The organism is Nocardia sp. NPDC050435 (genome assembly GCF_040655395.1).
In the GTDB taxonomy this organism is placed as follows: domain Bacteria; phylum Actinomycetota; class Actinomycetes; order Mycobacteriales; family Mycobacteriaceae; genus Nocardia.
On sequence record NZ_JBFAJW010000001.1, the window covers coordinates 1 to 23,043 of the forward strand.

Annotated in this window: 25 protein-coding genes; 16 read left to right on the top strand and 9 right to left on the bottom strand. The window is 69.8% G+C overall.

The genetic code is table 11. The features are described from left to right. Positions 1-294: 294 nt before the first annotated feature. Complete coding sequence (locus AB0I43_RS00005) at positions 295-1,260, bottom strand: TIGR00341 family protein (RefSeq protein ID WP_356977659.1); 966 nt, start codon at positions 1,258-1,260, stop codon at positions 295-297. Positions 1,261-1,557: 297 nt separating this feature from the next. On the opposite strand from AB0I43_RS00005, the gene AB0I43_RS00010 reads away from it, so the two are divergent. Beyond that, positions 1,558-1,995: an SRPBCC family protein gene (locus AB0I43_RS00010; RefSeq protein WP_356977657.1), complete on the top strand. Its 438-nt coding sequence runs from the start codon at positions 1,558-1,560 to the stop codon at positions 1,993-1,995. A 6-nt stretch (positions 1,996-2,001) separates the two neighbouring features. Here AB0I43_RS00010 and AB0I43_RS00015 read toward each other — a convergent pair whose 3' ends face one another. Continuing rightward, positions 2,002-2,505, bottom strand: a complete 504-nt coding sequence (locus AB0I43_RS00015; protein ID WP_356977655.1) for a DUF3558 family protein — start codon at positions 2,503-2,505, stop codon at positions 2,002-2,004. Positions 2,506-2,668: 163 nt separating this feature from the next. On the opposite strand from AB0I43_RS00015, the gene AB0I43_RS00020 reads away from it, so the two are divergent. Together AB0I43_RS00020 and AB0I43_RS00025 are read left to right on the top strand one after the other, a co-directional pair. Beyond that, positions 2,669-3,637 (top strand): helix-turn-helix domain-containing protein, encoded by a 969-nt coding sequence (locus AB0I43_RS00020; RefSeq protein WP_356977653.1) that lies wholly within the window; start codon positions 2,669-2,671, stop codon positions 3,635-3,637. Between the two features lie 120 nt (positions 3,638-3,757). Then, positions 3,758-4,441, top strand: a complete 684-nt coding sequence (locus AB0I43_RS00025) for an alpha/beta hydrolase (protein ID WP_356977650.1) — start codon at positions 3,758-3,760, stop codon at positions 4,439-4,441. 219 nt (positions 4,442-4,660) lie between these two features. On the opposite strand, the gene AB0I43_RS00030 is transcribed toward AB0I43_RS00025, so the two are convergent. After that, the gene (locus tag AB0I43_RS00030) at positions 4,661-5,284 is read right to left on the bottom strand and encodes a MerR family transcriptional regulator (RefSeq protein WP_356977648.1); all 624 of its coding nucleotides are present in this window, start codon (positions 5,282-5,284) and stop codon (positions 4,661-4,663) included. Between the two features lie 116 nt (positions 5,285-5,400). Between AB0I43_RS00030 and AB0I43_RS00035 the strand changes: the two genes are divergently transcribed. After that, positions 5,401-5,817, top strand: coding sequence for a hypothetical protein (locus AB0I43_RS00035; RefSeq protein ID WP_356977667.1), 417 nt, complete (start codon positions 5,401-5,403; stop codon positions 5,815-5,817). 85 nt (positions 5,818-5,902) lie between these two features. Here the strand turns inward: AB0I43_RS00035 and AB0I43_RS00040 are convergent, their stop codons facing one another. Further along, complete coding sequence (locus AB0I43_RS00040; RefSeq protein ID WP_356977646.1) at positions 5,903-7,447, bottom strand: alpha/beta hydrolase; 1,545 nt, start codon at positions 7,445-7,447, stop codon at positions 5,903-5,905. A 119-nt stretch (positions 7,448-7,566) separates the two neighbouring features. Between AB0I43_RS00040 and AB0I43_RS00045 the strand changes: the two genes are divergently transcribed. Then, a complete protein-coding gene (locus AB0I43_RS00045) occupies positions 7,567-8,190 on the top strand; it encodes a TetR family transcriptional regulator C-terminal domain-containing protein (RefSeq protein WP_356977644.1) in 624 nt (207 codons plus the stop codon). Positions 8,191-8,216: 26 nt separating this feature from the next. On the opposite strand, the gene AB0I43_RS00050 is transcribed toward AB0I43_RS00045, so the two are convergent. Beyond that, positions 8,217-8,585, bottom strand: coding sequence for a hypothetical protein (locus AB0I43_RS00050; protein ID WP_356977642.1), 369 nt, complete (start codon positions 8,583-8,585; stop codon positions 8,217-8,219). Between the two features lie 28 nt (positions 8,586-8,613). Here AB0I43_RS00050 and AB0I43_RS00055 point away from each other — a divergent pair, with 28 nt between their 5' ends. Next, positions 8,614-9,207: a DUF3558 family protein gene (locus tag AB0I43_RS00055; protein ID WP_356977640.1), complete on the top strand. Its 594-nt coding sequence runs from the start codon at positions 8,614-8,616 to the stop codon at positions 9,205-9,207. A gap of 14 nt (positions 9,208-9,221) precedes the next feature. Here AB0I43_RS00055 and AB0I43_RS00060 read toward each other — a convergent pair whose 3' ends face one another. Then, complete coding sequence (locus AB0I43_RS00060) at positions 9,222-9,752, bottom strand: AAA family ATPase (protein ID WP_356977638.1); 531 nt, start codon at positions 9,750-9,752, stop codon at positions 9,222-9,224. 220 nt (positions 9,753-9,972) lie between these two features. Between AB0I43_RS00060 and AB0I43_RS00065 the strand changes: the two genes are divergently transcribed. From AB0I43_RS00065 to AB0I43_RS00085, 5 genes are read left to right on the top strand one after another with little or no spacing between them, the layout of a single operon-like run. Further along, positions 9,973-11,754, top strand: a complete 1,782-nt coding sequence (locus AB0I43_RS00065; protein ID WP_356977636.1) for a siderophore-interacting protein — start codon at positions 9,973-9,975, stop codon at positions 11,752-11,754. Continuing rightward, positions 11,747-12,760, top strand: a complete 1,014-nt coding sequence (locus tag AB0I43_RS00070) for an iron ABC transporter permease (RefSeq protein WP_356977634.1) — start codon at positions 11,747-11,749, stop codon at positions 12,758-12,760. The genes AB0I43_RS00065 and AB0I43_RS00070 overlap by 8 nt, the downstream gene beginning before the upstream one ends. After that, entirely contained in the window at positions 12,757-13,809 is a 1,053-nt protein-coding gene (locus tag AB0I43_RS00075) for an iron chelate uptake ABC transporter family permease subunit (protein WP_356977633.1), read from the top strand. Before AB0I43_RS00070 ends, AB0I43_RS00075 begins: the two co-directional genes overlap by 4 nt. A 47-nt stretch (positions 13,810-13,856) precedes the next feature. Next, positions 13,857-14,651 carry an ABC transporter ATP-binding protein gene (locus AB0I43_RS00080; RefSeq protein WP_356977665.1) on the top strand — a complete coding sequence of 265 codons (795 nt, stop codon included), beginning with the start codon at positions 13,857-13,859 and terminating at the stop codon, positions 14,649-14,651. Further along, a complete protein-coding gene (locus AB0I43_RS00085; protein WP_356977631.1) occupies positions 14,648-15,607 on the top strand; it encodes an ABC transporter substrate-binding protein in 960 nt (319 codons plus the stop codon). The genes AB0I43_RS00080 and AB0I43_RS00085 overlap by 4 nt, the downstream gene beginning before the upstream one ends. Positions 15,608-15,640: 33 nt before the next feature. Here AB0I43_RS00085 and AB0I43_RS00090 read toward each other — a convergent pair whose 3' ends face one another. Both AB0I43_RS00090 and AB0I43_RS00095 read right to left on the bottom strand, forming a co-directional pair. After that, positions 15,641-16,819, bottom strand: coding sequence for an alpha/beta hydrolase-fold protein (locus AB0I43_RS00090; protein WP_356977629.1), 1,179 nt, complete (start codon positions 16,817-16,819; stop codon positions 15,641-15,643). A 43-nt stretch (positions 16,820-16,862) separates the two neighbouring features. Beyond that, positions 16,863-17,966: a serine hydrolase domain-containing protein gene (locus tag AB0I43_RS00095; RefSeq protein WP_356977627.1), complete on the bottom strand. Its 1,104-nt coding sequence runs from the start codon at positions 17,964-17,966 to the stop codon at positions 16,863-16,865. A gap of 153 nt (positions 17,967-18,119) precedes the next feature. Here AB0I43_RS00095 and AB0I43_RS00100 point away from each other — a divergent pair, with 153 nt between their 5' ends. Genes AB0I43_RS00100 through AB0I43_RS00110 form a run of 3 tightly spaced genes read left to right on the top strand, consistent with a single transcriptional unit; the run spans position 18,120 to position 20,565 of the window. Next, positions 18,120-18,782 carry a DedA family protein gene (locus AB0I43_RS00100; RefSeq protein WP_356977625.1) on the top strand — a complete coding sequence of 221 codons (663 nt, stop codon included), beginning with the start codon at positions 18,120-18,122 and terminating at the stop codon, positions 18,780-18,782. Next, positions 18,779-19,918 (top strand): histidine kinase, encoded by a 1,140-nt coding sequence (locus tag AB0I43_RS00105; protein ID WP_356977623.1) that lies wholly within the window; start codon positions 18,779-18,781, stop codon positions 19,916-19,918. The genes AB0I43_RS00100 and AB0I43_RS00105 overlap by 4 nt, the downstream gene beginning before the upstream one ends. Next, complete coding sequence (locus AB0I43_RS00110) at positions 19,909-20,565, top strand: response regulator transcription factor (RefSeq protein WP_356977621.1); 657 nt, start codon at positions 19,909-19,911, stop codon at positions 20,563-20,565. Before AB0I43_RS00105 ends, AB0I43_RS00110 begins: the two co-directional genes overlap by 10 nt. Here AB0I43_RS00110 and AB0I43_RS00115 read toward each other — a convergent pair. Beyond that, positions 20,562-21,200 (bottom strand): WHG domain-containing protein, encoded by a 639-nt coding sequence (locus AB0I43_RS00115; RefSeq protein WP_356977620.1) that lies wholly within the window; start codon positions 21,198-21,200, stop codon positions 20,562-20,564. The genes AB0I43_RS00110 and AB0I43_RS00115 overlap by 4 nt on opposite strands. Positions 21,201-21,323: 123 nt before the next feature. Between AB0I43_RS00115 and AB0I43_RS00120 the strand changes: the two genes are divergently transcribed. Together AB0I43_RS00120 and AB0I43_RS00125 are read left to right on the top strand one after the other, a co-directional pair. After that, positions 21,324-21,977, top strand: a complete 654-nt coding sequence (locus AB0I43_RS00120; protein ID WP_356977618.1) for a DUF998 domain-containing protein — start codon at positions 21,324-21,326, stop codon at positions 21,975-21,977. A 45-nt stretch (positions 21,978-22,022) separates the two neighbouring features. Beyond that, positions 22,023-22,925, top strand: coding sequence for an alpha/beta hydrolase (locus AB0I43_RS00125; protein WP_356977616.1), 903 nt, complete (start codon positions 22,023-22,025; stop codon positions 22,923-22,925). Positions 22,926-23,043 lie beyond the last annotated feature (118 nt).

The following is a 23,043-nucleotide window of genomic DNA, read 5'->3' on the forward strand; positions in this document are numbered from 1 at the left end:
GGCCGGCACACATCGGCGATGTCCTTGCCCTCGCCCAGCAGCCGATCGGCCTCGCCCAGCTTGCGCACGACCTGCTCCGGGGTGTGCCTCTTGCGTGTCGCCATCGTCTTCGAGCCTTCCTGCCCACTTCGCGGGTCGCAAGGCTCTCACAGACCCCGGGCCGAAATCACGGGGTCAGGTCACCTCGTGTGGACGCCGGAATCACCCTTTCGCACTTCCTCTTCGGAACGCCGCCCAGAATGAATAGTAGAGAAACAGTCGTGCGCGACGCGACCTATTTTTCGCGTCGGGCGATCAGTTCTGCGTACGGCTGCCCACGGTGTGCACGACGACCACCCGCGGATGCCACGGCACCAGATCTTCGACCTGCTTCTGCAATTGGTCCACCGGCGGCAGGTCTGCGGGTGCGAGGACCTCGATGGTGGCGGTGCTGCTGTGCACGGTCACCTGGGTGATCTCGGCGCCGGGGACATCGGTCAACCAGCCCCGGGCCGCGTGCGCGATGCGGTCGGCCCACACCGTGGACAGCGAGTTCACCACCATCGGCACCGCGACGAGGGTCAGCGCGGCCGCCAGTACCGCGTAGGCGCGCCCGCGCCGGGCCGCTCCGACTCCGGCTTCGTTCGCGTATCCGGTCGCGACGAAAATGATGGTGGCCGTGACGATCATCGCCACCATATTCGAGGCGAACAGAACGAAGGCGCCGAGCGCGAGGCCCGGGGCGTGCGAGCCGAGACACACGCCGACCACGCCGAGCGGCGGCACCAGGGAGATCGCGATCGCCACGCCGGGCAGCACGTCGCCCACATCCCGGCGGATCATCGCGATCACGCCGACCAACCCCGTCGCCAAGGCCGCGGTCAGGTCCATCAGCTTCGGTGAGGTGCGACCTGCCACCTGGGGGTTGGCCAGCACGTCGCCCGGATTGGGCAGTAGTTTCGCGGTCAGGAATCCGATCACCACCACCAGGGCGACGCCCGCGAGCACCAGCAGCAGGCTGCGCCCGATCAGCGCCGCACGGCCGGTGGCGATACCCAGCCCGACACCCAGGATCGGGACCGAGAGCGGTGCCACGATCATCGCGCCGATCACCGTGGCCGTGGAATCGCCGATCACGCCCGAGACCGCGATGACGCTGGACAGCGCGAGCATGAGCCAGAACGCGGAGCGTTTGGCGCGGACGTCGCCGTGGTCCAGATCGACTCGGTCCAGCAGTTCCTCCAGCGTCCGGCGTTGACTGCCGGGGGCCAGCACTCCCATGGTCGGTCCTCGATCCTGTAGTCGCGTTGCGGCGGCCCGGGGGTGGGGCGGGTGAGGACATCCGGGCACAGGGGGCCGCGCGATTATTTCAGCCGGCGGGCCGTTCGAGGCCGCACGACATTCGCCGGGGCGGCACCCCAGCGGGGGCTTGATGTGTCGGCGGGTATAAATGGTCGCTGCCGGGAGCGAGTCACGAAGGACTCCCTGCTCGTGCCGCGTAACCCGTGTTTGTGCGAATCACTCTGTCTTGGTGCGTTTTTGGAATAATCGTGGTCAGTCGTGGACAAGGAGCTCCTCATGCATGTCGCCGTCGAGACCGTCTCACCGCATCCCTCCGCGACCGTCTGGCGCGAAATCGCCGACTTCGGGGACATCCATCGCTGGCACCCGGCGATCGCGGCCAGCCGCCTGCACAGCGGTACGGACGCCGAGCCCGGTTGCGTCCGGGAGCTGACCACCGCGGACGGCGCCACGCTCACCGAGCGACTGGTGAGCCTCGACGCGGCGGGGATGGAGGTGGTCTACGAATTCGTCGAGCATCCCTTCCCCGTGACCGGCTACCGCGCCCGGATGAAGGTGCTGGAGAGCGGCGACCGGACGTGCCTGGTGCAATGGTCGGCGGAATTCGAACCGACCGAGGGGGACGGCCGCGCCCAGCGGGATTTCTTCGCCGAGAAAATCTTCGGCCCCGGATTGCTCGGCCTGAACGCCGCGATCGCCGCCCGGCAGCAGTAGCGTCCACTACTCCGGCAGCACCGGAACCAGCGCCTGCCCAACAGATTCCAGACGCTCGCAAGCGCTTACGCGATCGGTGTCACCGAATTCGATGGCAACGCTGATCTGGAGCACACCGTGGTGCGCCGGGAACAGGACGTGGCAGTTCCGATGCGCGGACGGGCCGGCCACCTCGAATCGCCGCCCCGGCCGGGCGGCGATCGTCACGTCGCGCCAACCGAAACTTCCCGATTCGTGCGCGAGTTCGATCGCGGCCTCGGCCGTGGAGAACACCGTCACCGTGTACGCATACCGCGGCGCGGCCCAGCGGCAGATCGCCCGCCCGGAATCCCGCGGCTGGGGGATTCCGCTATCCCTGGTGGCGGGGTCGAGCCCAGCGGCCAGCAGCGCGTCATCGGAGATGCCGGTACACGGATTCCACACCTCCGCGGGCGCACTCGACTTCCCGTACGCGCTGATGCCGTACACGAGTCCGATCACGCCAACGGCCGCGACAACACCCAACTTCACTCGATGGCTCATTCTCGCTCCCACTCGCCCGATCGGGCGCCGCGCCCGCCTACACCGACTGTCGTCGAATCGGCGGAATCTGTTCCGCGGCTATCGAACCCGGACGGGAAATCGGTCGATCAAACCGTTTCCGGGGCCGGGCGAATTCGAGAACATAGGAGATGTGCCCGACATCGCCGCCTCAACTGATGAGATCGAACCCGCTGAGCGCGAGGACTATTGGCATCACATACTGGCTGACACCTTCGCTCCGGTGCGGCTGGAGGGGTGGGATCGTTCGCCCGATCCGACGGCGCGGTTGCACGGAACGACCCGCGGGCGGCTGCTGTTCGCGGAGTTGACCGCGACCCCGCACGTCCATCGGCGCACACCGCGCTGCATCCGGGCCTCTGATGCCGCGTTCTTCCAGATCGCGGTCCTCACCGCAGGCGCCGCGTCGTTGGCGCAGGACGGCCGCGTCGCCGAGCTGACTCCGGGCGACTTCGTCGTGTACGAGAACGCCCGGCCGTTCACCTGGACGTTCACCCGGCCGTGGTCGGTCTCGGTGCTTTCGATACCGGCGGCGGCGGTCCCGCTCACGGACAAGGAACGCCGCGCCGCCGCCGGGCGTCCGCTCTCGGGCCGGCACGGACTCTCCGGCGTGGTCGGCCGATTCGTGCTCGATCTGATCCGGCACGGCGCAGAGCTGGCGGACTCGCGATCGGAGGAAGTGCTGGCCCGCACCACCGATCTGGCGCTGTGCCTGCTGGCCGAACCCGACGATGCCCGGCACGCCGACGCCGCACAGCGCAGTCTGGTGCCGCGCATCAAAGCCCACATCGATTGGCACCTGCGTGACCCGGGTCTCACTCCGGCGGAAATCGCTGCGGCGATGAATATTTCGACGCGCTACCTGCACAAGCTGTTCCAGGCCGAGAACGAATCGGTCGCGCTCTATCTGCGCCGCCGCCGATTGGCTTGCGTCCGCGCGGAACTCCTGGATCGCCGGCTCGAACACCTCAGCATCGCGGCGCTGGCGCACCGCGGCGGCTTCGGCGATCTCAGCGGCTTCAACCGGGCCTTCCGTGCGACCTATGGCGTGAGTCCCGGCGAGATGCGCCGCGGCCACCCGGATCCGGCGCCCCGGCAGTGATGCGCTGTCGTCCGCGCACAGTGCGCGGTCGTCCGCGTCACGGCGGCCGGTCCCGGTCGACGATGTGACCGGCAGTTCCGGGTGCGCGACCGCGCCACCCTGCCACCGAGGGAGGTTGCCATGAGCAAACCGACGATCGTGCTCGTACACGGGGGATTCGTCGACGGAGCCGGATGGCGCAACGTCTACGACGAGCTCACCGGGGACGGCTACACCGTTCGCGTAGTCCAGAACGCGACGAAATCCCTCGCGGACGACGCCGCGGCCACCCGGCTGATCCTCGACGGCGTCGAGGGTGAGGCGGTGCTGGTCGGGCATTCCTATGGTGGCGCGGTCATCACCGAAGCGGGCACCCATGAAAAGGTGAGCGCCTTGGTGTACATCACCGCGTTCGCCCCCGACAAGGACGAATCGGTGAACAGCCTCATCGCCACGTTCCCGCAGGACGGCCCGCAGCCTCCGATCCTCCCCCCGGTCGAAGGCTACCTGTTCCTGGACCGCGCCCGATTCCACGAGTCCTTCGCCGGTGACCTGCCCGCGGAAGATGCCGCCTTCCTGGCCGATTCCCAAGTTCCGTGGGGACTGGACGCGCTGGGCGGCCCGGTCGGCGAGCCCGCCTGGCGCAGCAAGCCCAGCTGGTATCTGCACGTCACCGAGGACAAGATGATCCCGCCCGCCGCCCAGGCGATGATGGCCGAGCGCATCGGTGCCACGGTGGCCGAAACGCCCGGTAGCCATGCCATCTACGTGTCGCGGCCGGATGTCGTGGCCGGCCTGATTCGCACCGCCGCCGACGCGGTCTAGTTCGACGCGCCCGGGTGGGTTGTCACCTGGGCGCATCGAAAGGCCAGGTGGGGCACCAGTTCGCGGGCGTTTCGTGATCGTGTGGCGGGGCATACCCGGAGTGGAGCCGGTCTGCTGTACCCACAGCATCTTTCGAGCATCAGCCGGTCAACGATGATCGTGCCGACAATGAAGTCTGCTCGAGAAGGCAGGGGTTCCTGCACATCCGAGGTGTGACAGTCATTCCGGAGCCTCGGTACCGGCGAGACGTCTGATCGCGAGCTCGGCGTGCGAGATCCGGCGCAGCGCGGCCAGCACCGGTTCGTACAGGGCGGTGCCGAGAACCGCGTATTCGACGGCGTGGGAGGGGGATTCGACGGGGAGGTGGTCGATGTCGTAGGCGGCGATCGCCATCACGTGCGGCGCGTAGGCGCGCAGTCGCTCTTCGGTCATCGGGAGGCCGGCGGCTTCGGCCGCGGCCAGAGCCTGCTCCAGCTGGATGACCGCCGGGTAGGTGGCGGGGAGGGTGTAGCCGACCGAGGCCAGCAGGGCGGCCACGCGAGAACGGTCGCCCTCGGTGTCAGGGTCGACGGCGGGCGGCAGGGCCGCGGTGGCATCGCCGAGAGTGTCCACCAGGGAATCGCCGGGGTGGTCGATGAGCTCGACGATCGATTTGATCCGGGCCATCGACAGGCCGAGCTGGGACAGGGCTTTGATCAGGGCGATGCGGCGGACGTGCGATTCGTCGTAGTGCGCCCGCGTCGCGCTGCTCGCGCGGCCCGGCGGCAGTACGCCTTCGCGGAGATAGAACTTCACCGTCGGCACCGGCACCCCGGTCTGCGCGGCCAGCTCCGAGATCAACACTGTGCACTCCTTCGCGACGACACCCTTGACATTGGATACTGTAACTATCCAAACTTAGATAGTTGCACTATCCAATAACTCGGAAGCAGGGGAATCCCGCCGTGTACGTCTCACCGATCAGTCCCATCGCCACCATCGCCTTCGGCGCGACCATCCTTTCCGTGGCGACCATCGCGTTCGGCGGCACCTTCCTGCTGCGGGTCGTCACCGGCGCCCAACCGGCCAACGAACTGCAGAAGTCGTTCTTTCGCGCCGGGCACGCGCACGCGGGTGTCCTGGTGATGCTCGGGCTGCTGCTGGGCGTGCTGGGTACCGCCGCGGGCGCGAGCCCGGGCTGGGCCCACGGCGGCGCGATCGCCGTGCTCGTCGCGGCCATCCTGATGCCCGCCGGCTTCTTCCTGTCGGTACTCGGCCGCGACCCGCAGCGTCCCAACCCGATGATCGCGAGCGTGTGGGTCGGCGCCACGGTGCTGGTGGCCGGCGTGCTCACCTCGGGGATCGCCGTCCTCGCCGCGGGTCTCGAGCGATTGTGACCGTCGGCGGCGGCCGGGCCTGAGGTGCGAATGCCGCCGTCGCACCGTGCGCTCTGGGCAATGAATGTCGCTGCATCCCAGCATGTCAGAGGCTGCAACGGGCGTCCGCAGGCGGGGTCTCGAGGCGGAGGAGATAAGCGTTCACCGTCTCGTCGACGCACTTGCTGCCGCCGAGCAGATACGCCCCGTGCTGCTTGCCCGCCACGGTGAGCAGGCTTCCGCCGAGCGCTCGCGCCATCGCGATGCCGCCCTCGTGCGGCGTCGCGGGATCACCGGTGGTCGAAACGACAAGCGTCGCGGGGAGGTCGGCGGGAACGGAGAGCCAGGGTTCGGCGCGCGTAGGCGGTGCGGGCCAGGCCGCGCACTCGCTGTGGAAGCTTCTCGCTGTGAACACGTCCAGGTCGAACATCGGTGCGGCGCGCCCGATTTCGCGGGCAAGGGCCGTGGTCTGCTCGGGCGACAAGCGAGGCGAATCCATGCAACGCACCGCGATGTTGGTGTCGAAGTCCATACCGTAGGCGCCGTCCGCCGCGCGGGCGTAGAAGGTGTCGCGCAGGGCGAGCATCTCGTCGCCGCGCCCGGCCTCGAGCGCGGTCAGGGCCGAAATGACGTCTGGCCACTTCGTTTCCGCATACAGGCCGCCGCTGATGCCGAGGTAGACGTCCCAGACGCTGACGGTACGGCCGCTGGTCGTCGGCGCCGGATTCGCGATGATCGGCCGCACGATTTCGCGCAGGCGATCGTTCGCCGCCCGTGGATCGGAACCCAGGACACAGTCGCGCGATCGGGCGCAGAGCGCGGCGAGATCGTCGAATCGGGCTTGCAGCCCACGAAATTGGGACAGGCGGAATTCGCGCGCCGTCAGATCCGGTGCGACCGCGCCGTCGAGCACGATCGCGCGGACCCGCTCGGGATAGGTAGCGGCGTACATGGCGCCGAGCTCGGAGCCGTAGCTGTAGCCGAGGTAGGTCAGCTGGTCGTCACCGAGCGCCGCTCGCAGGATGTCCATGTCGCGGACGACGTTCGTGGATCCGGCATTGGCCAGGTTCGCCGAGCCGGAGGCGGCGGCGCAGCGCGCCGCGAGCTCGGCGGCCTGTCCGGCGCTCGTGACGTCGTAGACCACGCCGAATCGCGGCACGGCACCGGTGTCGTACTCCGCGTCGGTGTAGCAGTCGAGGGCCGGGGTCGACGAGCCGATGCCGCGCGGATCGAAGCCGACGATGTCGAAGCGCTCGTTGACGGGGTTCGCCTGCCACAGCGGCACCGTCGACGCGATGAAGCCGGTGCCGGACCCGCCTGGGCCGCCCGGATCGATGAGCAACGAACCCTCGGCCTCGCCGGTGGCGGGCAGCCGCAGGAGTGCGATCTGCGCCCGCTCGCCTTCTGGGTCGTCGTAGTCGAGAGGCACCTGCGCCGAGGCGCATTCGAGCGCGGGGTTCGCGAATAGTTCGGCATCGGCCGTGCTGGTCGCGGTGTCCGCGCATCCGCCCCAGGCCAGTTCTTGGTCGAGATAGTGGCCGAGATCCGGGCCGGAACTCGAGGGGGGAGTAGCGGGTGTGCAGCCGGCGAGCAGGAGTGCGGCGACTGCGACGATCCCGCCCGTGACTCGTCGGAATCGACTCGAAGACAAGCGTTCTGATCGCAGGCGCGTTCTCCGTCCAGCATCGGTCGAGCGCGGCAGGCGGAGTTCTAGCATGGCCATGCCAAAAAAATTAGCACGATAATGCTAGAACCGCTAAGGTGAAGTTCGTGCCCAAGAGAGTCGACCCGGACACCCGCCGGGAGCAGGTCGCCGACGCCGTCATCGACGAAATCGCCGAGTACGGTCTCCGTTCGGTGACTCTCGCCCGGATCGCCGCCCGCACCGGTTTGGCCATCGGCAGCATCCGGCACTACTTCGGCGACACCGTCCGCGAGGTCATGCGCTTCACCCTGGGTGTCCTTATGCAGCGCGCCGTCGACCGCGCCGCGGCGATGTCCGACGACCCGGCCGCCCGGATCGTGGACATCATCGCCTTCGCCGCGCCCACCACCGAGCAGGAGGCCAAGGAGAACATCGCCCTGGTCGAATACCGCGTCCTGGCGCGCACGGACCCCGAGTTCGCCGCCGACATCGCCGCGACCTCCCACGCCGGCGCCGAGCTGATCCGCTCGCTGCTACGTGAGGCCCTGGCCGATCGCACCATCGACGAGGACGCGCTACACCGCGAGGCACACCTGTTGTTCGCCCTGATCGAAGGCTTCTCGTTCACTTCCGCCCTGCTCTCGACCCCGTTGAACGAGAACGACATTCGGGCCGCCGTCACGGCGACCGTGCATCGCCTGCGCGACGCCTACCCGCTCGGTCGCCGCGCAGGCGGAAACCGCCCGTGACGAGATCCGTTCTCGGTCCGACGTTTTCAGGCGGACAGCCAGTGAGCGAAGCGCCGGGTTAGCACCGGCATCACACCCCACACCATCGCGGCGACCGCAACCGGCATGATGCAGGCGAGTCGCAGCGGTGTCGGCAGCGGTTCGAGCAGGGGCGCGGTGACCATCACCAACGCGACCAGCAAGGGGTACAGGCCCGCGAGGGTCAGGAGCCACATCTTCCACCGCACCGGATGTCCGCTCGCTCGGGTCTCCGCCGGAATGTGCTGCTGCATCGTCATGATCGTGTCCTTTGTCGTTCGTTCACTGTTATCGAGATGACGAGACGGGGCGGGGCACTGTGACATCACCTCGACGCGCCCTGTAACGAGCGCCGCGGCCACCGCGACTTCACGCACGCGAGGGACAGCACCAAAGGAGCCCCTTATGTTGGGTAGTCGCACATCGACGGCGCTGCTGGCCGCGGCCCTCGGCATGGCCTCGATCCTCACGGCATGCGGTAACGACCAATCGTCCGCGACCCCCTCGAGTTCCACCCCGCCGGCGAGCACCACCGCTACGAGTAGCGCGAGCCCGAGCGAACCGGCCCCGGAACCGCCATCCACCACGAAAGCGCCTGTCGTGCTCTGGAATCCGTGCGGAATCGCCGCGTCCGACATCAACCGGCAGGGCTACCGCCCGGAAAGTAAAGCGGTGATCACCGACGATTCCGGTGACCTCGCCTGTCGCTGGCAGTCTTCGACCGGCAAGTCCGAGGTGACGATCACCGCCACCCGCAAGACGATCCAGGACTTCACCCAGAACGGCCGCTACGTCGATTTCACCCCGCTGACGGTCGCCGCCCGCCCATCCCACCAGTTCCGCGCCGCCCAGGACTCGAACCGAATCGGCTGCTACATCGGCGTGACCGTCCCCATGGGCCTGATCATCTTCACTATCCGCAATCTGAACCCCGACGCGCCGGAGCCCTGCGCGGCTGCCCGCCAGATCGGCGACGGACTGACCCACTACCTGCACTGACTCGCGCGGGCCGTTCAGTGCGGCGGCGACGCCATCGCTTGGATACGCTCTGCCAGCGCGCCGTGATCTATCGGCCCGGTGGTGTCGACGACCAGGACCGGCGCGAGGCCGAGCGGTGCGGCGTGGGCGGCCCATTCGTCCCAGTGCTCGGCCAGACGCTGCCGATCGCGATGGATCGGCGCCCGTTGCCGTGCGGCATAACGGGATCGCGCGGTCGCCGCGGGCAGGTCACACCACACCTCGAGGGTGCGGCGGGCTCCGGCCCCGGCGATGCCCGCGCGGGCGAAGGCGAGGTCGCGCGGCTTGAACCACCAGGAGTCGATGACGACGTCGGCCGGCGCTCGAGCGGCCAGCGCCCAGATCGTGTCCATGGCGACGCCACCCAAGTCGGGTGTCTCGACCGCGTTTTCGAGGCACCCGGCCAAAGCCTCCTTGATGACGTCCTTGGACAGGAACCACGCGTTCAACGACCGTGCGAGCCCGGTGCCCAGAGTTGTCTTCCCCGCGCCCGGGAGCCCGTTCACCAAGACCAGCAGTTTGTCCACGGATCGATGGTGCCACCATCGACGCGGGCATACGAGCAGCTAGAGCCGATAGCTATTGCCGGCGGGCCGCAGCGAGCACGCCAGGGGCAGAAGGTGATTCGGCACTCGGGCACTGAGCGAGCCAGGCGGTAGCTGCGCGGTGGCGGGGGCGCGCGCCGACCCGCATTCGACAGATATAAGGTAAGCCTTGCCTTTGTGTCCGTCGATGTCTGGAGTTCGAATGCCGCGCACGTCCCGCCCCCTGCACATCTTCCCGATCGTGATGCGCCGGGCGCAGGTGGCCGCGGTCGTCGATGTTACGCCGAACATGCGCCGGATCACCCTGGCGGGCCCCGAGTTGGCCGAAGGGACGATGGGCGAGGGCTTCCCGCGCGCGGCGTTCCAGTCCGACGGGTTCGACGATCACGTCAAGCTGATCGTGCCGCCCGCCGACGGCCCGCTGCCCCGGCTCGGCACGCAGGAGGCGAACCGTTTCTCCTGGAACCCGGAGGTACTGGCCAACACTCGCGACTACACCGTCCGCGCCTGGGATCCGGAGCGCAATACCTTCGACATCGATGTCGTCCGCCACGACCACGGCCTCGCCGCGTCCTGGGCGTTCACCGCCGAGCCCGGCGACGAGATCGCCTTCGCGGGACCGAAATCCTGTGCGCTGATCAATACCGACGCCGACTGGCACCTGCTCGCCGGTGACGAAACCGCGCTGCCCGCCATCGCCCGCTGGCTCGAGGACGCCCCGGCGGGGACACGCGGACACGTCGTCATCGAGGTGCCCACCGAGGCGGATCGCCAGCAGACGCCGACCCGGCCCGAGGTCGTCGTCGAGTGGCTGGTCCGCGACGGCGTCGCGTCGGGGGAGAACACGCTGCTCTTCGACGCGGTGCGCCGCATCGCTTTCCCCGAGGGCCGCGCCTACGCCTGGGTGGCGGGCGAAGCCATGACCATCGCCCCGATCCGCCGCTACCTGCGCACCGAACGGGGTCTGCCCAAGGAGGACGTCGAGGTCGTCGGGTACTGGCGCCGCCCCAAGACCCAGCAGACCGTCCAGACGCCCGACACCGCGGAAAGCCTGACCCCGGCCGCCGGGGCGGAGGAGGAAACCGCCGCCGCCCTGCTGCGCCAACTGCACGAGATGACCGAACTGCTGCCGCCCGTGCTGACCCGGGTTGCGGTCACGCTGGGCATCAACGCCACCGTCGCCTACGGCGTCGACACCCTGACCGGCCTGGCCGCCGAGACCGCGATTCCGGCCGACCGCCTGTTGCCGCTGCTCGACGGGATGACCTCGCTCGGACTGCTCGAATCCGACGGCGACCGCTACCGCAACACCCCGCTCGGCGCCGCGCTCTGCGAAGACGCCGCGCACGAGGAACTCTCGCTCGACAATCCCGTGAATCGGGAAGCGCTGGCCCTGGTGGACCTGCTCGACGTGCTGCGCTCCGGCGGGCACGCAGCCCGGCTCGGCACCCTCGGCTGGCGCGAGCGCCGGGCCGCCGACCCCGCGCTGGACGCCGCCCACGCGGACCGGGCCGCCGAACAACTGGCCTACGTCCTGGACGTGCTGCCCGACCTTCCCGCCGTCCAGGCCGCCCGGACGCTGGCCGTCACCGGCGACTCGGCCGCGCTGATCGCCGAGCGAATCGCGCGCGGCCGCACCGTGCATCTGCCGGGCGCGGCCGCCGAGGAATGGCCGGCGCACGACTGCGCCGTGCTCGTCGCCGCCCTGGCCGGCCGCACCGACGAGCAGTGCCTGGCACTGCTGCGCACGGCCTTCGCGGCCGGTGGCTGCCTGGTGGTGTTCGAACCGACCGGCGACCGCGCCGCCGTCGACGACCACGTCGCCGAGCAGGCGCTCACCAGCCTGGCCGTCACCGGCGCGCCGCTGCGCGCCCAGGCGCGGATCACGGAGCTGTTGCGCGCCGCGGGCGCGGTCGGTGTCGAGAACACCCAGCTCGGTTGGGGTTTCGGCCCCTTCGGCAGAGTAACCGTCGCCCATGTCTGATTCCGCTGGACTCGGCGCTCGAACCGTCGTCGTCGCGGGCGCGGTAGCCGGGGCGCTGCTGCTGTGTGTGGCGGCGAGCCTGCTGGTCGGCGCCGAAAGCATCGCCCCCGGACGCGTTCTCGCCGCCGTCCTCGGCCACGGTGACCAGCAAGCCGACGCCCTGGTCCTCGACCTGCGACTGCCGCGCACCGCGGTGGCGATCGCGGTCGGCGCGGCCCTGGGCGTGGGTGGCGCGCTCATCCAGGCCTACACCCGCAACCCGTTGGCGGACCCCGGCATTCTCGGTGTGAACGGCGGTGCGGCACTGGGGGTTACCCTCGCGCTGTGGACCGGAGCGGCGAGTACCACTAGTGCCCTGGTGCTGCCCGCGCTCGCCGGTTCCCTGATCGCGACGATCATGCTGCTGACCCTGGCCGCCGCGGGCCGCGGCCCCGCCACCCCGCTGCGGATGATCCTCGCCGGGGTCGCGCTCGCGGCGGTCCTGGGCGGCTTGACCACGGCGATCCGGTTGACCGACGCCGGCGCGTTCGACGGCTATCGCTCGTGGGTCGCGGGTTCGGTCGCCGGTCGCGCGCTCTCGGACCTCGCCGGAATCGCTCCCTACCTCGGCGCCGGATTGCTGCTCGCTTTCCTGCTGGTGCGTCCGCTCAACGCGGTCGCGCTCGGTGAAGACACCGCTGCCGCACTGGGTGTGGACACCCGCCGCGTGCGGGTCGGCACCGTGCTCGCGGTGACGCTGCTGACCGGCGCGGCCACCGCGGTCGCGGGTCCGGTGGCGTTCCTCGGGCTGATGGTGCCGCACGTGTGCCGGCTGCTGGTCGGCAACGATCAGCGCCGCATCATTCCGCTCTGCGCGCTGGTCGCGCCCGTCGTGCTGTTGAGCGCGGACGTGCTGGCGCGGGTGGCGCTGCCGCTGCGCGAAATGCCGGTCGGCGTGGTGACCGCCTTCGTGGGCGCACCGGTGCTGATCCGGCTCGTCTCCAGCAAGAAGGTGCACGCCCAATGACAGCGTCGATCGATACCGGTGCGCTGGTGTTGCGCGGGCCCGGTGTGTCCGCCCGCATCCCGCTGCGCTCCGCGGCGGTGTGCGCGGGGTTGCTGCTGCTGACCGCGGGCGTCACCCTGGCCGCGCTGATGCTGGGCAAGGTGACGTACTCGCCGTCGGCGGTGTTCGCGGCGCTGACCGGGCACGGCACCCGCACGTCGGAGCTGTTCATCGTGCAGTGGCGGTTGCCACGCGCGACCGCCGCGGTGCTGCTCGGCGCGATGCTCGGCGTGGCCGGGGCGCTGTTCCAGTGCATCACGCGCAATCCGCTCGGCAGCCCCGACGTCATCGGCTTCACCGCGGGCGCCTCGGCCGGCGGCGTCGCCGTGATCAGTTTCGCCGGAGTCGGTTTCGCGGCGGTCGCGGGCGGTGCGCTGGCGGGCGGGCTGGTCGTCACCCTGCTGGTGCTGCTGCTCAGCCGCGGTGGGGGAGCGGCCGGATTCCGCTTGGTGATCGTCGGCATCGGCCTCAACGCCATGATGGTGGCGCTGGAGACCTACTTCCATCTGGTGGCCGATTCGGAGATCTCGCAGATCGCCACCGTGTGGGGCGCCGGTTCGCTGAACGCCGTCAGTTTCACCCACACCGGCCCGGCCCTGGTCACGGGCGCGCTGCTCACGATCGCGGTCTGCGTGGGCTTCCAGCGCGCGCTGCCGGTGCTCGATCTCGGTGAGGACGTGGCCGCCGCGCTCGGCGTCGACCCGGCGCGCCGGCGGCTGGCCCTGGTGCTCGGCGGCGTGGTGCTCGTCGCGGTCGCCACCGCCGCCGCGGGCCCGATCGCCTTCGTGGCCTTGGCCGCACCGCATATCGGCCGCCGGCTGGCCGGCGCGTCCGGCACGGCCCTGGCCCCGGCCGCCGCGGCGGGCGCGCTGATTCTGGCCAGCGCCGATCTCGTCGCCCAGCACGCCGTGCCCGGCCACGCCTATCCCGTCGGCGTGGTCACCGTGGCCGTCGGCGGCCTCTACCTGCTGACCCTGCTCGTGCGGGAGAACCGGAAAGGAGCCCTGTGACCACACCCGATCAGCGCGGCGCCGCCCTGCGCGCCGACGACATCACCATGGCCTACGACGGCCGCGTCATCGGCGAGCACCTCTCGGTCGAGATACCCGACGGCGAGTTCACCGTGATCCTCGGCCCGAACGCCAGCGGCAAATCCACCCTGCTGCGGTCGCTGTCCCGGTTGCTGCGGCCCACCGTGGGCGCGGTGTACCTGGACGGCAAGGACATTCACCGCATGCGCGCCAAAGACCTGGCCACCCGGCTGGGCCTGCTGCCGCAATCGGCGATCACCCCGGCGGGGATCTCGGTGCTCGATCTCGTGCGCCGCGGTCGCTACCCCCATCAATCGGTGCTCGCGCGCTGGAGCCCCGAGGACGAACGCAGCGTGCGCCATGCGCTGGAGCAGACCGGCCTCACCGAACTGACCGCGCGCCCGGTCGACGAACTCTCCGGCGGCCAGCGCCAGCGCGCCTGGGTCGCGATGACCCTGGCCCAAGAGAGCCCCATTCTGCTGCTCGACGAGCCGACGACGTTTCTCGATGTCGCACACCAGATCTCACTGCTGGATCTGTTCGCCGACCTCAACCACACCACCGGCCGCACGATCGTCGCGGTGCTGCACGACATCAATCACGCGGCCCGCTACGCCGGACATCTGATCGTGCTCTCCCAGGGGCGAATCGTCGCCCAGGGCACTCCCGGCGAGGTGCTCACCCCCGAACTCTTCGCCGAGGTCTTCGACATCGAAGCCACCGTAATCGAGGATCCCGTGAACGGCGGGCCTCACCTCATCACCCGGCACCGGGGCCGCCGCGCGGTCCCCGGCGCCGATACCCGGAAGGTCGCTCCATGAAGTCCCTATGTCTGTCGCTGGTCGCAGCCGCCGCGCTGGTCCTGACCGGTTGCTCGGCCGCCGAGGACGGCGGCACCGCCGCCGCGGCGACCCGCACCGTCACCGACGCCACCGGCGCCGCGGTCACCGTGCCCGAAACGCCCCAGCGGATCGTCACGCTGCACTACGCGGCCACCCAGCCCGTCTACGATCTCGGCTTCACCCCGATCGGCCAGGGCGCGTTCGAGCCCGGCATCATCCCCGAGTCCAAACTGGCCGCGGTGCAACAGGTCCCGGTGGTCGCGACCCAGGAACCGAAGCTCGAGGACATCGCCGCCCTGAACCCGGATCTGATCTTCGCGCCGAACATCTACGACGAGAAGACCACCGCGGCGCTGCGCGAGATCGCCCCCGTGTACACCTTCACCCTGCGCGGCGGCGATCGCGCCAAGTGGACCTTGCGCACCGAGCAGATCGCCGACGCGCTCGGCGTCCGCGCCAAGGCCGAGGCGCTCCAAGCCGCGTTCGGCCAGCGGCAGCGCGGCATCGCCGAGACCTACAAGGACGTCATCCAGGGCAAGCGGGTCGGCGTGATCGGCTCCTACGAGGAGAACAACTTCTACGCCTGGGGTGAGAACTCCATGCAGGGCACGCTGCTGCGCCCGCTGGGCTTCGCCTGGTCCGGCCAGGAGAACGCGGTGGTCCAGGGGAAGAAGGAAGCCGAGGCAACTCTTTCCAACGAGAAGCTGGACTCCGCCGTCGGCGACGCGGACGTGCTGTTCCTGGATTCCAATCTGCGCGGCGCGGTCAACCCGTTCATGAAGACCGTGCAGGGGACCTCGCTCTACCAGCAGCTGCCCGCGGTCAAGGGCGGCCGGGTCTATGTGGGCGGCAAGAACACCGTCGCCGGGTACACCGACGCCAACTACACCCTGGACCGGGTGGAGGAGGCGCTGAAGGACCTGCGCACCAAGTGATCCCGGCGAGGCCGGTGTGCTCGCGCACCGGCCTCAGGGCTGGTCCGCCGCCAGGCCGGCCAGCAGGGCGGCCGCCCAGCAGCACCAGTCGTGGCCGCCCGCGTAGACCTCCAGCGCGGCGTCGAAGCCACGCGTGATCAGCAGTTCGCGCAGCGCCGCCAGGTCGCGGCGCATCGGCCCCTCGTTCGCTCCGACGGCCATCCGTATCCGCACCGCCGAGACCGGCGCGACGGCGGCCTGCTCGGCGAGCCAGGTGTCGCCGTCTCCGAATCGCGTTGGGCGAGTGGTCATCCCGGGCCGCCACCAGGTGGACGCCGACTGCGCCAGCACCGTGTCGAAGGCGTCGGGGCGCCACAGCGCGGCCGCCACAGCGGTGAGCCCGCCCAGACTTTGACCGCACAGCGTGACGTGCGCCGGAGCCGGGGCGACGGCCGGCAGGATCTCGTCGGCCAGCGTGTCGATGAAAGCCGGGTCGGCTCCGAGCTGCCGCATCCGGTCCTCGGGGGGACCGGCTTCGACCCCCACCACGAGGGTGGGAGCGATCCGCCCGGCGGTCACGGCCGCCGAGATCGCGCCGACGATGCCGAAGTCGCCGAACCAGCGCTCGGCATCGGTCACCACCAGCACCCGGGGCTCCGGGTCGAAATCCGCAGGGACGAAACGACGTAACCGATACCGGGCACCGGTCGAGGCGGTGAACTCGATCGCGGTGGTCCGGTCGTCCAGCACCGGTTTCGCGGTCCACTCGGCGAGGCTGGGCGCGCCCTCCAGCTCGATCATCGAACCGAACGGCCCGTTCGCGTGCGCGTTCAACGGATCCGATCGATCGTCGGGGAGCCAGCGCGCCGACCCGCCGCGCGGCCCGTCCTCGGTGAGGTGCGGATCATCCGCATCGAAAGGGTGAATGCGGTAGGAGCACCGCGAGCCCACGGGTAGTCGCAGGCTGGCATACCAGACATCGGTCCCGTCGATCCGGCGCATCATGCCCCGCCGCGCGTTCGCGCCGTCGGTGACCCGGTTCGCCAGCACATACACCCCGCTGACCGATCGCGTCTCCCGCCACACCACCGTGACCAGTCGCTCGTCCGGCCGGCCGGGAACCGGCTCGATCAGCGGCGCGCCGCTCGCGGCCAGCTCCGCCCAGAAGCGCTCGAGCGCCGCCGCGTCCGCGCGGATCTCGCGCTCCAGCGTGCGTAATCGAGGGCTTTTCACTCCGAGCAGGCTAATGCCTCCGTCTGCAGCCGTGTGCGACCGGTCAGGCCAGGCAGAATGCGGCAGTGACGGTCGCGTAGAACGGTAGCGCGTTCGCGGAACCGGCCGAGGCGATCACCATGGACAGCGAACGCTCGGCCGCCGACCGGTAGGCGAAGGTCAGGTAGCCGAGCAGCTCGCCCCCGTGACCCCAGATCGATTCGCCGCACGGCGGATCGAACCGTTGCAGGCCGAGGCCGTAGTGGAACCCCATGCCCATCGGCACCGAGCGCTTCATCTCCGTCAACGCGGCGGCGCTGATCAGCTCGCCGCCGAGGAGCGCTCCCAGGAATCTGTCGAGATCGGCTGTGGTGGAGAGCATCTCGCCCGCCGCCCAGTCCAGCGAGGGATTCATCTCGGTGACGTCGGCGACGGTTCCGTCGGTGATCGGCTGCCGGGCCCGGATCGCCGGCTCCGGTATCGCGGGATCCGCACCCGGCACGGTGGTATGGGACAGTCGCAGTGGCGCCAGGATCCGCCGCTCGACCTCCGCACCGTAGTGCGCGCCGGTGACGCGCTCGATCAGGCTGCCGAGCACGATGTAGTTGGTGTTGGAGTAGCGGAACCGGGCGCCCGGTTCGAAGTAGGGCGGGTGCCGGAAGGCGGCTTCCAGCAGGTGCTCGGGGCGGTAGGTGGCGAAGCGCTCGGTGCCGCGCCAGCGGTTGGTCGACATGCCGGGGTTCTTCATGTAGTCGTAGAGGCCGCTGGTGTGGTTGAGCAACTGCCGCACGGTGATTCGCTCACCGCCGGGTACCACCCCGGGCAAGTGGTCGGCGATCGGCCGGTCCAGCCCGACGCGCCCTTCGTCCACCAGCTGCAACACCACCGTGGCGACGAAAGTCTTGGTGATACTGCCGATCCGAAACCGGCTGTCCGGCCCCAGCGGCTCGCGGTGCGGGACGCCCGCCCCGGTGCCGGTCCAGACCCGGTTCCGGCTGGGATCCGAAATACGCAGCACCACATCGACATTCGACCAATCCGCGGTACGTCCCACGACTCCGGCGAGCATCTGATCCCGCCGGGTGACCAGCACCAGCGCGAACACCAGAACGAAGGTGACAACGACCGCGCCGAGCGCCAGCGCGCTCCGAAACAGTTTCTTGCGCATGCCTCGACGTTAGGAACCGGCCGACCCGTCCGTGATGCGGTAAACCCTGCCTTCTCCTGCGGAAAACCCCACCCCGGCCGGTGCGGATGTCCCGCGCCCGCCCGGCGGCGAGCACCAGTGCCCGCGCGCCCCGCGATTCCTAGCGTCGAAACCATGGATACGATCACGAATTCGACCGGCGGCGAACTCTCGGGCCTTGCGGGCTGGGCGGTGCGGCTGATGGAAACACTGGGCAGTCCCGGCGCGGGCCTGGGCATCGCCCTGGAGAATCTGTTTCCACCGTTGCCGAGTGAGATCATTCTGCCGCTGGCCGGATTTACCGCCAGCCGCGGTGATTTCACGCTGGCCGAGGCATTGTTCTGGACCACGGCGGGATCGGTGGCGGGCGCCCTGGTGCTCTACGGCCTCGGAGCGCTGCTCGGCCGCGACCGGATGCGCCGCATCGTGGCCTGGCTGCCGCTGGTGCGCGTCGGCGACGTCGACAAGGCCGAGGCGTGGTTCCAGCGGCACGGCACCAAGGCGGTGTTCTTCGGGCGGATGATCCCGCTGTTCCGTAGCCTGATCTCGATCCCGGCCGGGATCGAGCGGATGAGCGTCGTCCGGTTCACGGTCCTCACGACTGCCGGCAGCTTGATCTGGAACACGATCTTCGTGCTCTCGGGCTACTACCTCGGGGAGAACTGGGACGCCGTAGAGCCCTATGCCGATGTCCTGCAGAAACTTGTCGTTCTCACCGTCTTCGTCGCTGTCGCGGTCTTCGTGGTGCGCCGGGTCGGTGGCCGGCGGCGGGGACGGCACGAGAGAATCGGAGGATGACGAGAGCGGCCCCGTGGACTCCGGCCGGGGGAGTGCGTCGCGCCGGCCGCGTCGCGGTTGGGCTCGGCCTGGGTGTGCTCATGGCGCCGGTCGACGTCGCCGGAGCGCTGACCGGTCTGCTCGCGCCGCGCGCGGTGGAATCGGTGATCGCGCTCGAGCGAATTCGGCTGGCTCCCCTGTGCGGTGCCCGGCTGCGCGGTCGCCCGGCGGGTCGCCGGGCGACGGCCTATCTGGGGATGCGCGCGCTGGTCGGCCTGCTCACCGCGATCATTCTGCTGCTGATCGTCGCGGGCGTCGCGGTCACGGTCAGCGTGCTGATCGGGGCGGCCACCGGCGGTGCGGTACCGCTGATGGACGCGCCCGAGCCCGGGCGCGTGACGTGGATGACCGTCGCGGTACTGATCCTGCCCGGCCTGGTGCTGGGATATCTGGCCGCACAGGGCGTGGCCGGGCTGGTCGGCATGGAGGCGCGGCTGTGGAATCTGTTCTCCCGGCCCGGATCCGAGGAGCTGGCGCAGCGGGTGGACCGGTTGACCTCGGCGCGGGCCGAGGTGGTCGCCGCGATCGACGAAGAGCGCCGCCGCATCGAGCGCGACATTCACGACGGCGTGCAGCAGCGGGTGGTCGCGCTCTCGATTCTGCTCGGGCGCGCGGAGCGCACCGCCGAGCCCGGCCCGCAGGCCGAACTGCATCGCCGCGCCCTCGCCGAGACGCACAGCATTCTCGCGGATCTGCGCGCGGTGTCCGGGCGCGTCTATCCCGCCATGCTGGACCGCGACGGACTGCGGTGCGCGCTCGACGCCCTGGCCGATCGCACGCCGGTGCCGATTCACCTCGAGTACCGGCTCGCGACGCGCCCGCCGCGACCGGTCGAGTCGGCCTGCTACTTCACCGCGAGCGAGGCGATCACGAACGTGATCAAGCATGCTGCGGCGCAGCGGGTCGACATCGCCGTCACGCAGACGGCGGGTGTGCTCAGCCTGGTGGTCCGCGACGACGGCCGTGGCGGGGCGGATTCGTCTGGCCACGGGCTCACCGGCATCGCCGCGCGGGTCGGCGCGCTGGACGGGACGCTGCGCGTCGAGAGCCCGGCCGGTGGTCCGACCATTCTGCGGATGGAGGTGCCGTGCGCATAACCCTGGCCGAGGATTCGGCGCTGCTGCGCGAGAGCATCGCCCAGTTGCTCGCCGCGGAGGGCCACGAGATCGTCGACTCGGTGGGCACCGCCGTCGAATTGCTCGCCGCGGTGGCGCTGCGTCCGCCGGATCTGGTCATCGCCGACGTCCGGATGCCGCCGGATCATCTCGACGAGGGGATCCGGGCGGCGCTCGAGATCCGGCGGCGCTGGCCGGGCGTCGGGGTGCTCGTGCTCTCGCAATACATCGAAAGGCGTTACGCGACAGAGTTCTTGACCGGGAGCGGGGGCATCGGCTACCTGCTCAAGGATCGCGTCTCGGCGATCGACGCGTTCCTCGACGCCGTCGAACGGGTCGGTCGGGGAGGTACCGCCTTCGACCCCGAGGTGGTACGTCAACTGTTGCTGCACAGCCGTGCCGAATCGCCGCTGAACCGCCTCACCGAGCGGGAGCGCGCGGTGCTTACGCTGATGGCCGAGGGCCACAGCAACGCCGCCATCTGCGCCGAGCTGTACGTCACCCGCAGCGCGGTGGAAAAACACATCAACGCGATCTTTACCAAGCTCGATCTGCCGCCGGGCGCCGCGCGCAATCGGCGGGTGCTCGCGATTCTGGAGTATCTGCGCGCGGACGCCGGTCCGGATTAGAGTCCGCGGTCGAGCATCTCGAGCAGCTGCGCGGTGACGTCGTCGAGTTGCTCGGGCTCCAAGAACCGCAGCGGGCCGTCCACGGCGAGGTAGGCCAGTCCGTGCACGGTCGGCCAGGCTTTGAACTCCGCTCCCGGGCGACGGTCGGCGGCCAGAAGCCCGGCCTCGACCAGGCCGTCGAGGGAGTCCGACAGCAGATCGATGGCCGAGCGGCCCGTGGGTCCCGCCGCGGCCGGCTCGGCGACCGCGCTCACGTCGCTCTGGGTGGTGAAGGCGGTCCGGAACAGGCCGGGTTCTTCCCGGGCGAACCGCAGATACCCCGTCCCGACCGCGTGGAAGCGCGCGCGGGCGGTTCCGGCGGGATCGTCGGAGGGCGTCACCGCCTCTTGCTCGGCGACCATGGTCGCCGCCAGCTTCGCCAGCGCGACCCGGGCGACGGCCTGGATCAGCGCGTCCTTGTTCGCGAAATGCGTATAGGCCGCGTTCGGTGCGACGCCCGCCTGCCGGGCCGCCTCCCGCAGCGCGATGCCCTGCGGCCCGCCGCTTTCCCGCGCCATCGCCACGCCCGCCTCGATCAGCGCCTCTTTCAGCGCGCCGTGCCGATAGGTCGACCGCTTCGTTCCGGTATCGCCCACGCGTCCTCCATGTGACGTGCACCACTATATCTGGACGCTGTCCAGAAGTGGTCGTATGTTCTCTTCTGAACAGCGTACAGATTATCTGGCGCCGCACCCGCATCCCCCCGACGAAAGATTCTGATGAAGACCGAAAAGCTGCTCGCCGCAGGCGTTTACGCCACCCCCGCCTTCTTCGTCGTGGCGCTGGCCCAGGCCGCGACCCGCGACGGGTTCGACCTGCGCCGTCATATGCTCAGCCAGCTCGCCCTGGGCGAACTGGGCTGGATCCAGATCGCCAATTTCGTGCTCACCGGGCTGATGTTCCTGGCCGCCGCGATCGGCCTGCGCCGCACCATGACGACCGGCCCCGGGCACGTCTGGATTCCGCGCCTGGTCGGCGTGTTCGGCGCGGGTCTCGTCGCGGCGGGGGTGCTCGTCTGCGATCCGGTGCAGAACTTTCCGGTCGGTGCCGCCGACACCCTGACCTGGCACGGCATCGGGCACGGGGTAGCGGCGATGATCGCCGGTGTCGCCCTGGTGGCCGCCGAGATCGTGCTCGCCCGTCGCTTCGCCGCGCAGGGGCGCAATGCCATGGCCGTCGCGAGTGTCGCGGTGGGCATCGCCTACCTGGTCCTGCCCTATGTCGTTCCCGGCCTCACCAGTGTGCTGTTCGCTGCCGCGTCCCTGCTCGCCTGGGGCTGGATCGGAGCGTTCATCCGAACCCAGGTCGGCGCTATCGAGCAGCCGGCGGCCCCCGCGACCGAGGTTCGGCCCCGCGCCGCCGCGCTGGTCTGACCATCCGACAACCCCCAAAACCATCGCTAAACAAGGAGTTTCACCATGTTCACACGCACCACCTCACGCTTGGCGAAGGTCGCCACGGTGACCGCGGCAGCCCTGACGGCGATGCTGCTGAGCAGTTGCAGCGAGGGCAGCCCCGCCTCGCCGCCCGCGGCAGCCGACCAGGCCTCCGCCGACGGCAAAGGCCACTACGCCGAAATCAACGGCGGCCGAATCTATTACGAGACCCACGGCACCGGTGCGCCACTGATCCTGCTGCACGGCGGCCTGGTTACCGGTGAAGCCACCTTCGGTGCAATGGTCCCGGAACTCGCGAAGACCCGGCAGGTCGTGCTGGTGGATCTGCAAGCCCACGGACACAGCCCCGACTTCGATCGGCCCCTGTCCTACGAGGCGCTGGCCGACGATGTGGCAGCGCTGACCGAACACCTGGCGCTGGGCAGGGCCGACGTGCTCGGCTACTCGCTCGGCGGCGGCGTCGCCCTGCAAATGGCCGCTCGCACTCCCGAACTCGTCGACCGCCTGATCATCGCCTCGGCCCCGTTCCGCTCCTCGGGCTGGCTGCCCGAGACCCGCGCCGGCATGGCCGCGATGGATCCCGAGGCGATGCGGCAGACACCGCTGTATCAGATGTATACCGCGGTCGCGCCGAACCCGGCCGGATGGGCCGACTTGGTCACCAAGACAAGGCAATTGCTCACCCAGGACTACGACTGGACCACCCAGCTGGATCAGATCCGCGCCCGCACACTCGTCCTGACCGCCGAATCCGACGCGCTCGCACGCGATCACGCCGTCGAGATGGTCGCCCGGTTCGAGGCCGCCGCGCCCGGCCGGGCACGGCTGGAAACCGTGCCCGGCACCACCCACAACGACATCACCTTCCGGTCGGACCTGCTCCTGCCGTTGCTCAACGGTTTTCTCGACGACGCTTCGAAGTAGATCGGTTCGGGTCCCGCACTTTTCGGTGCGGGGTTTCGGGCCCGGAGGAGCGGGTACGGCGACGACCATCAGCCGGATGCCGGACCATCCGGCCTCCGATCACCACCGAGGATGGCCC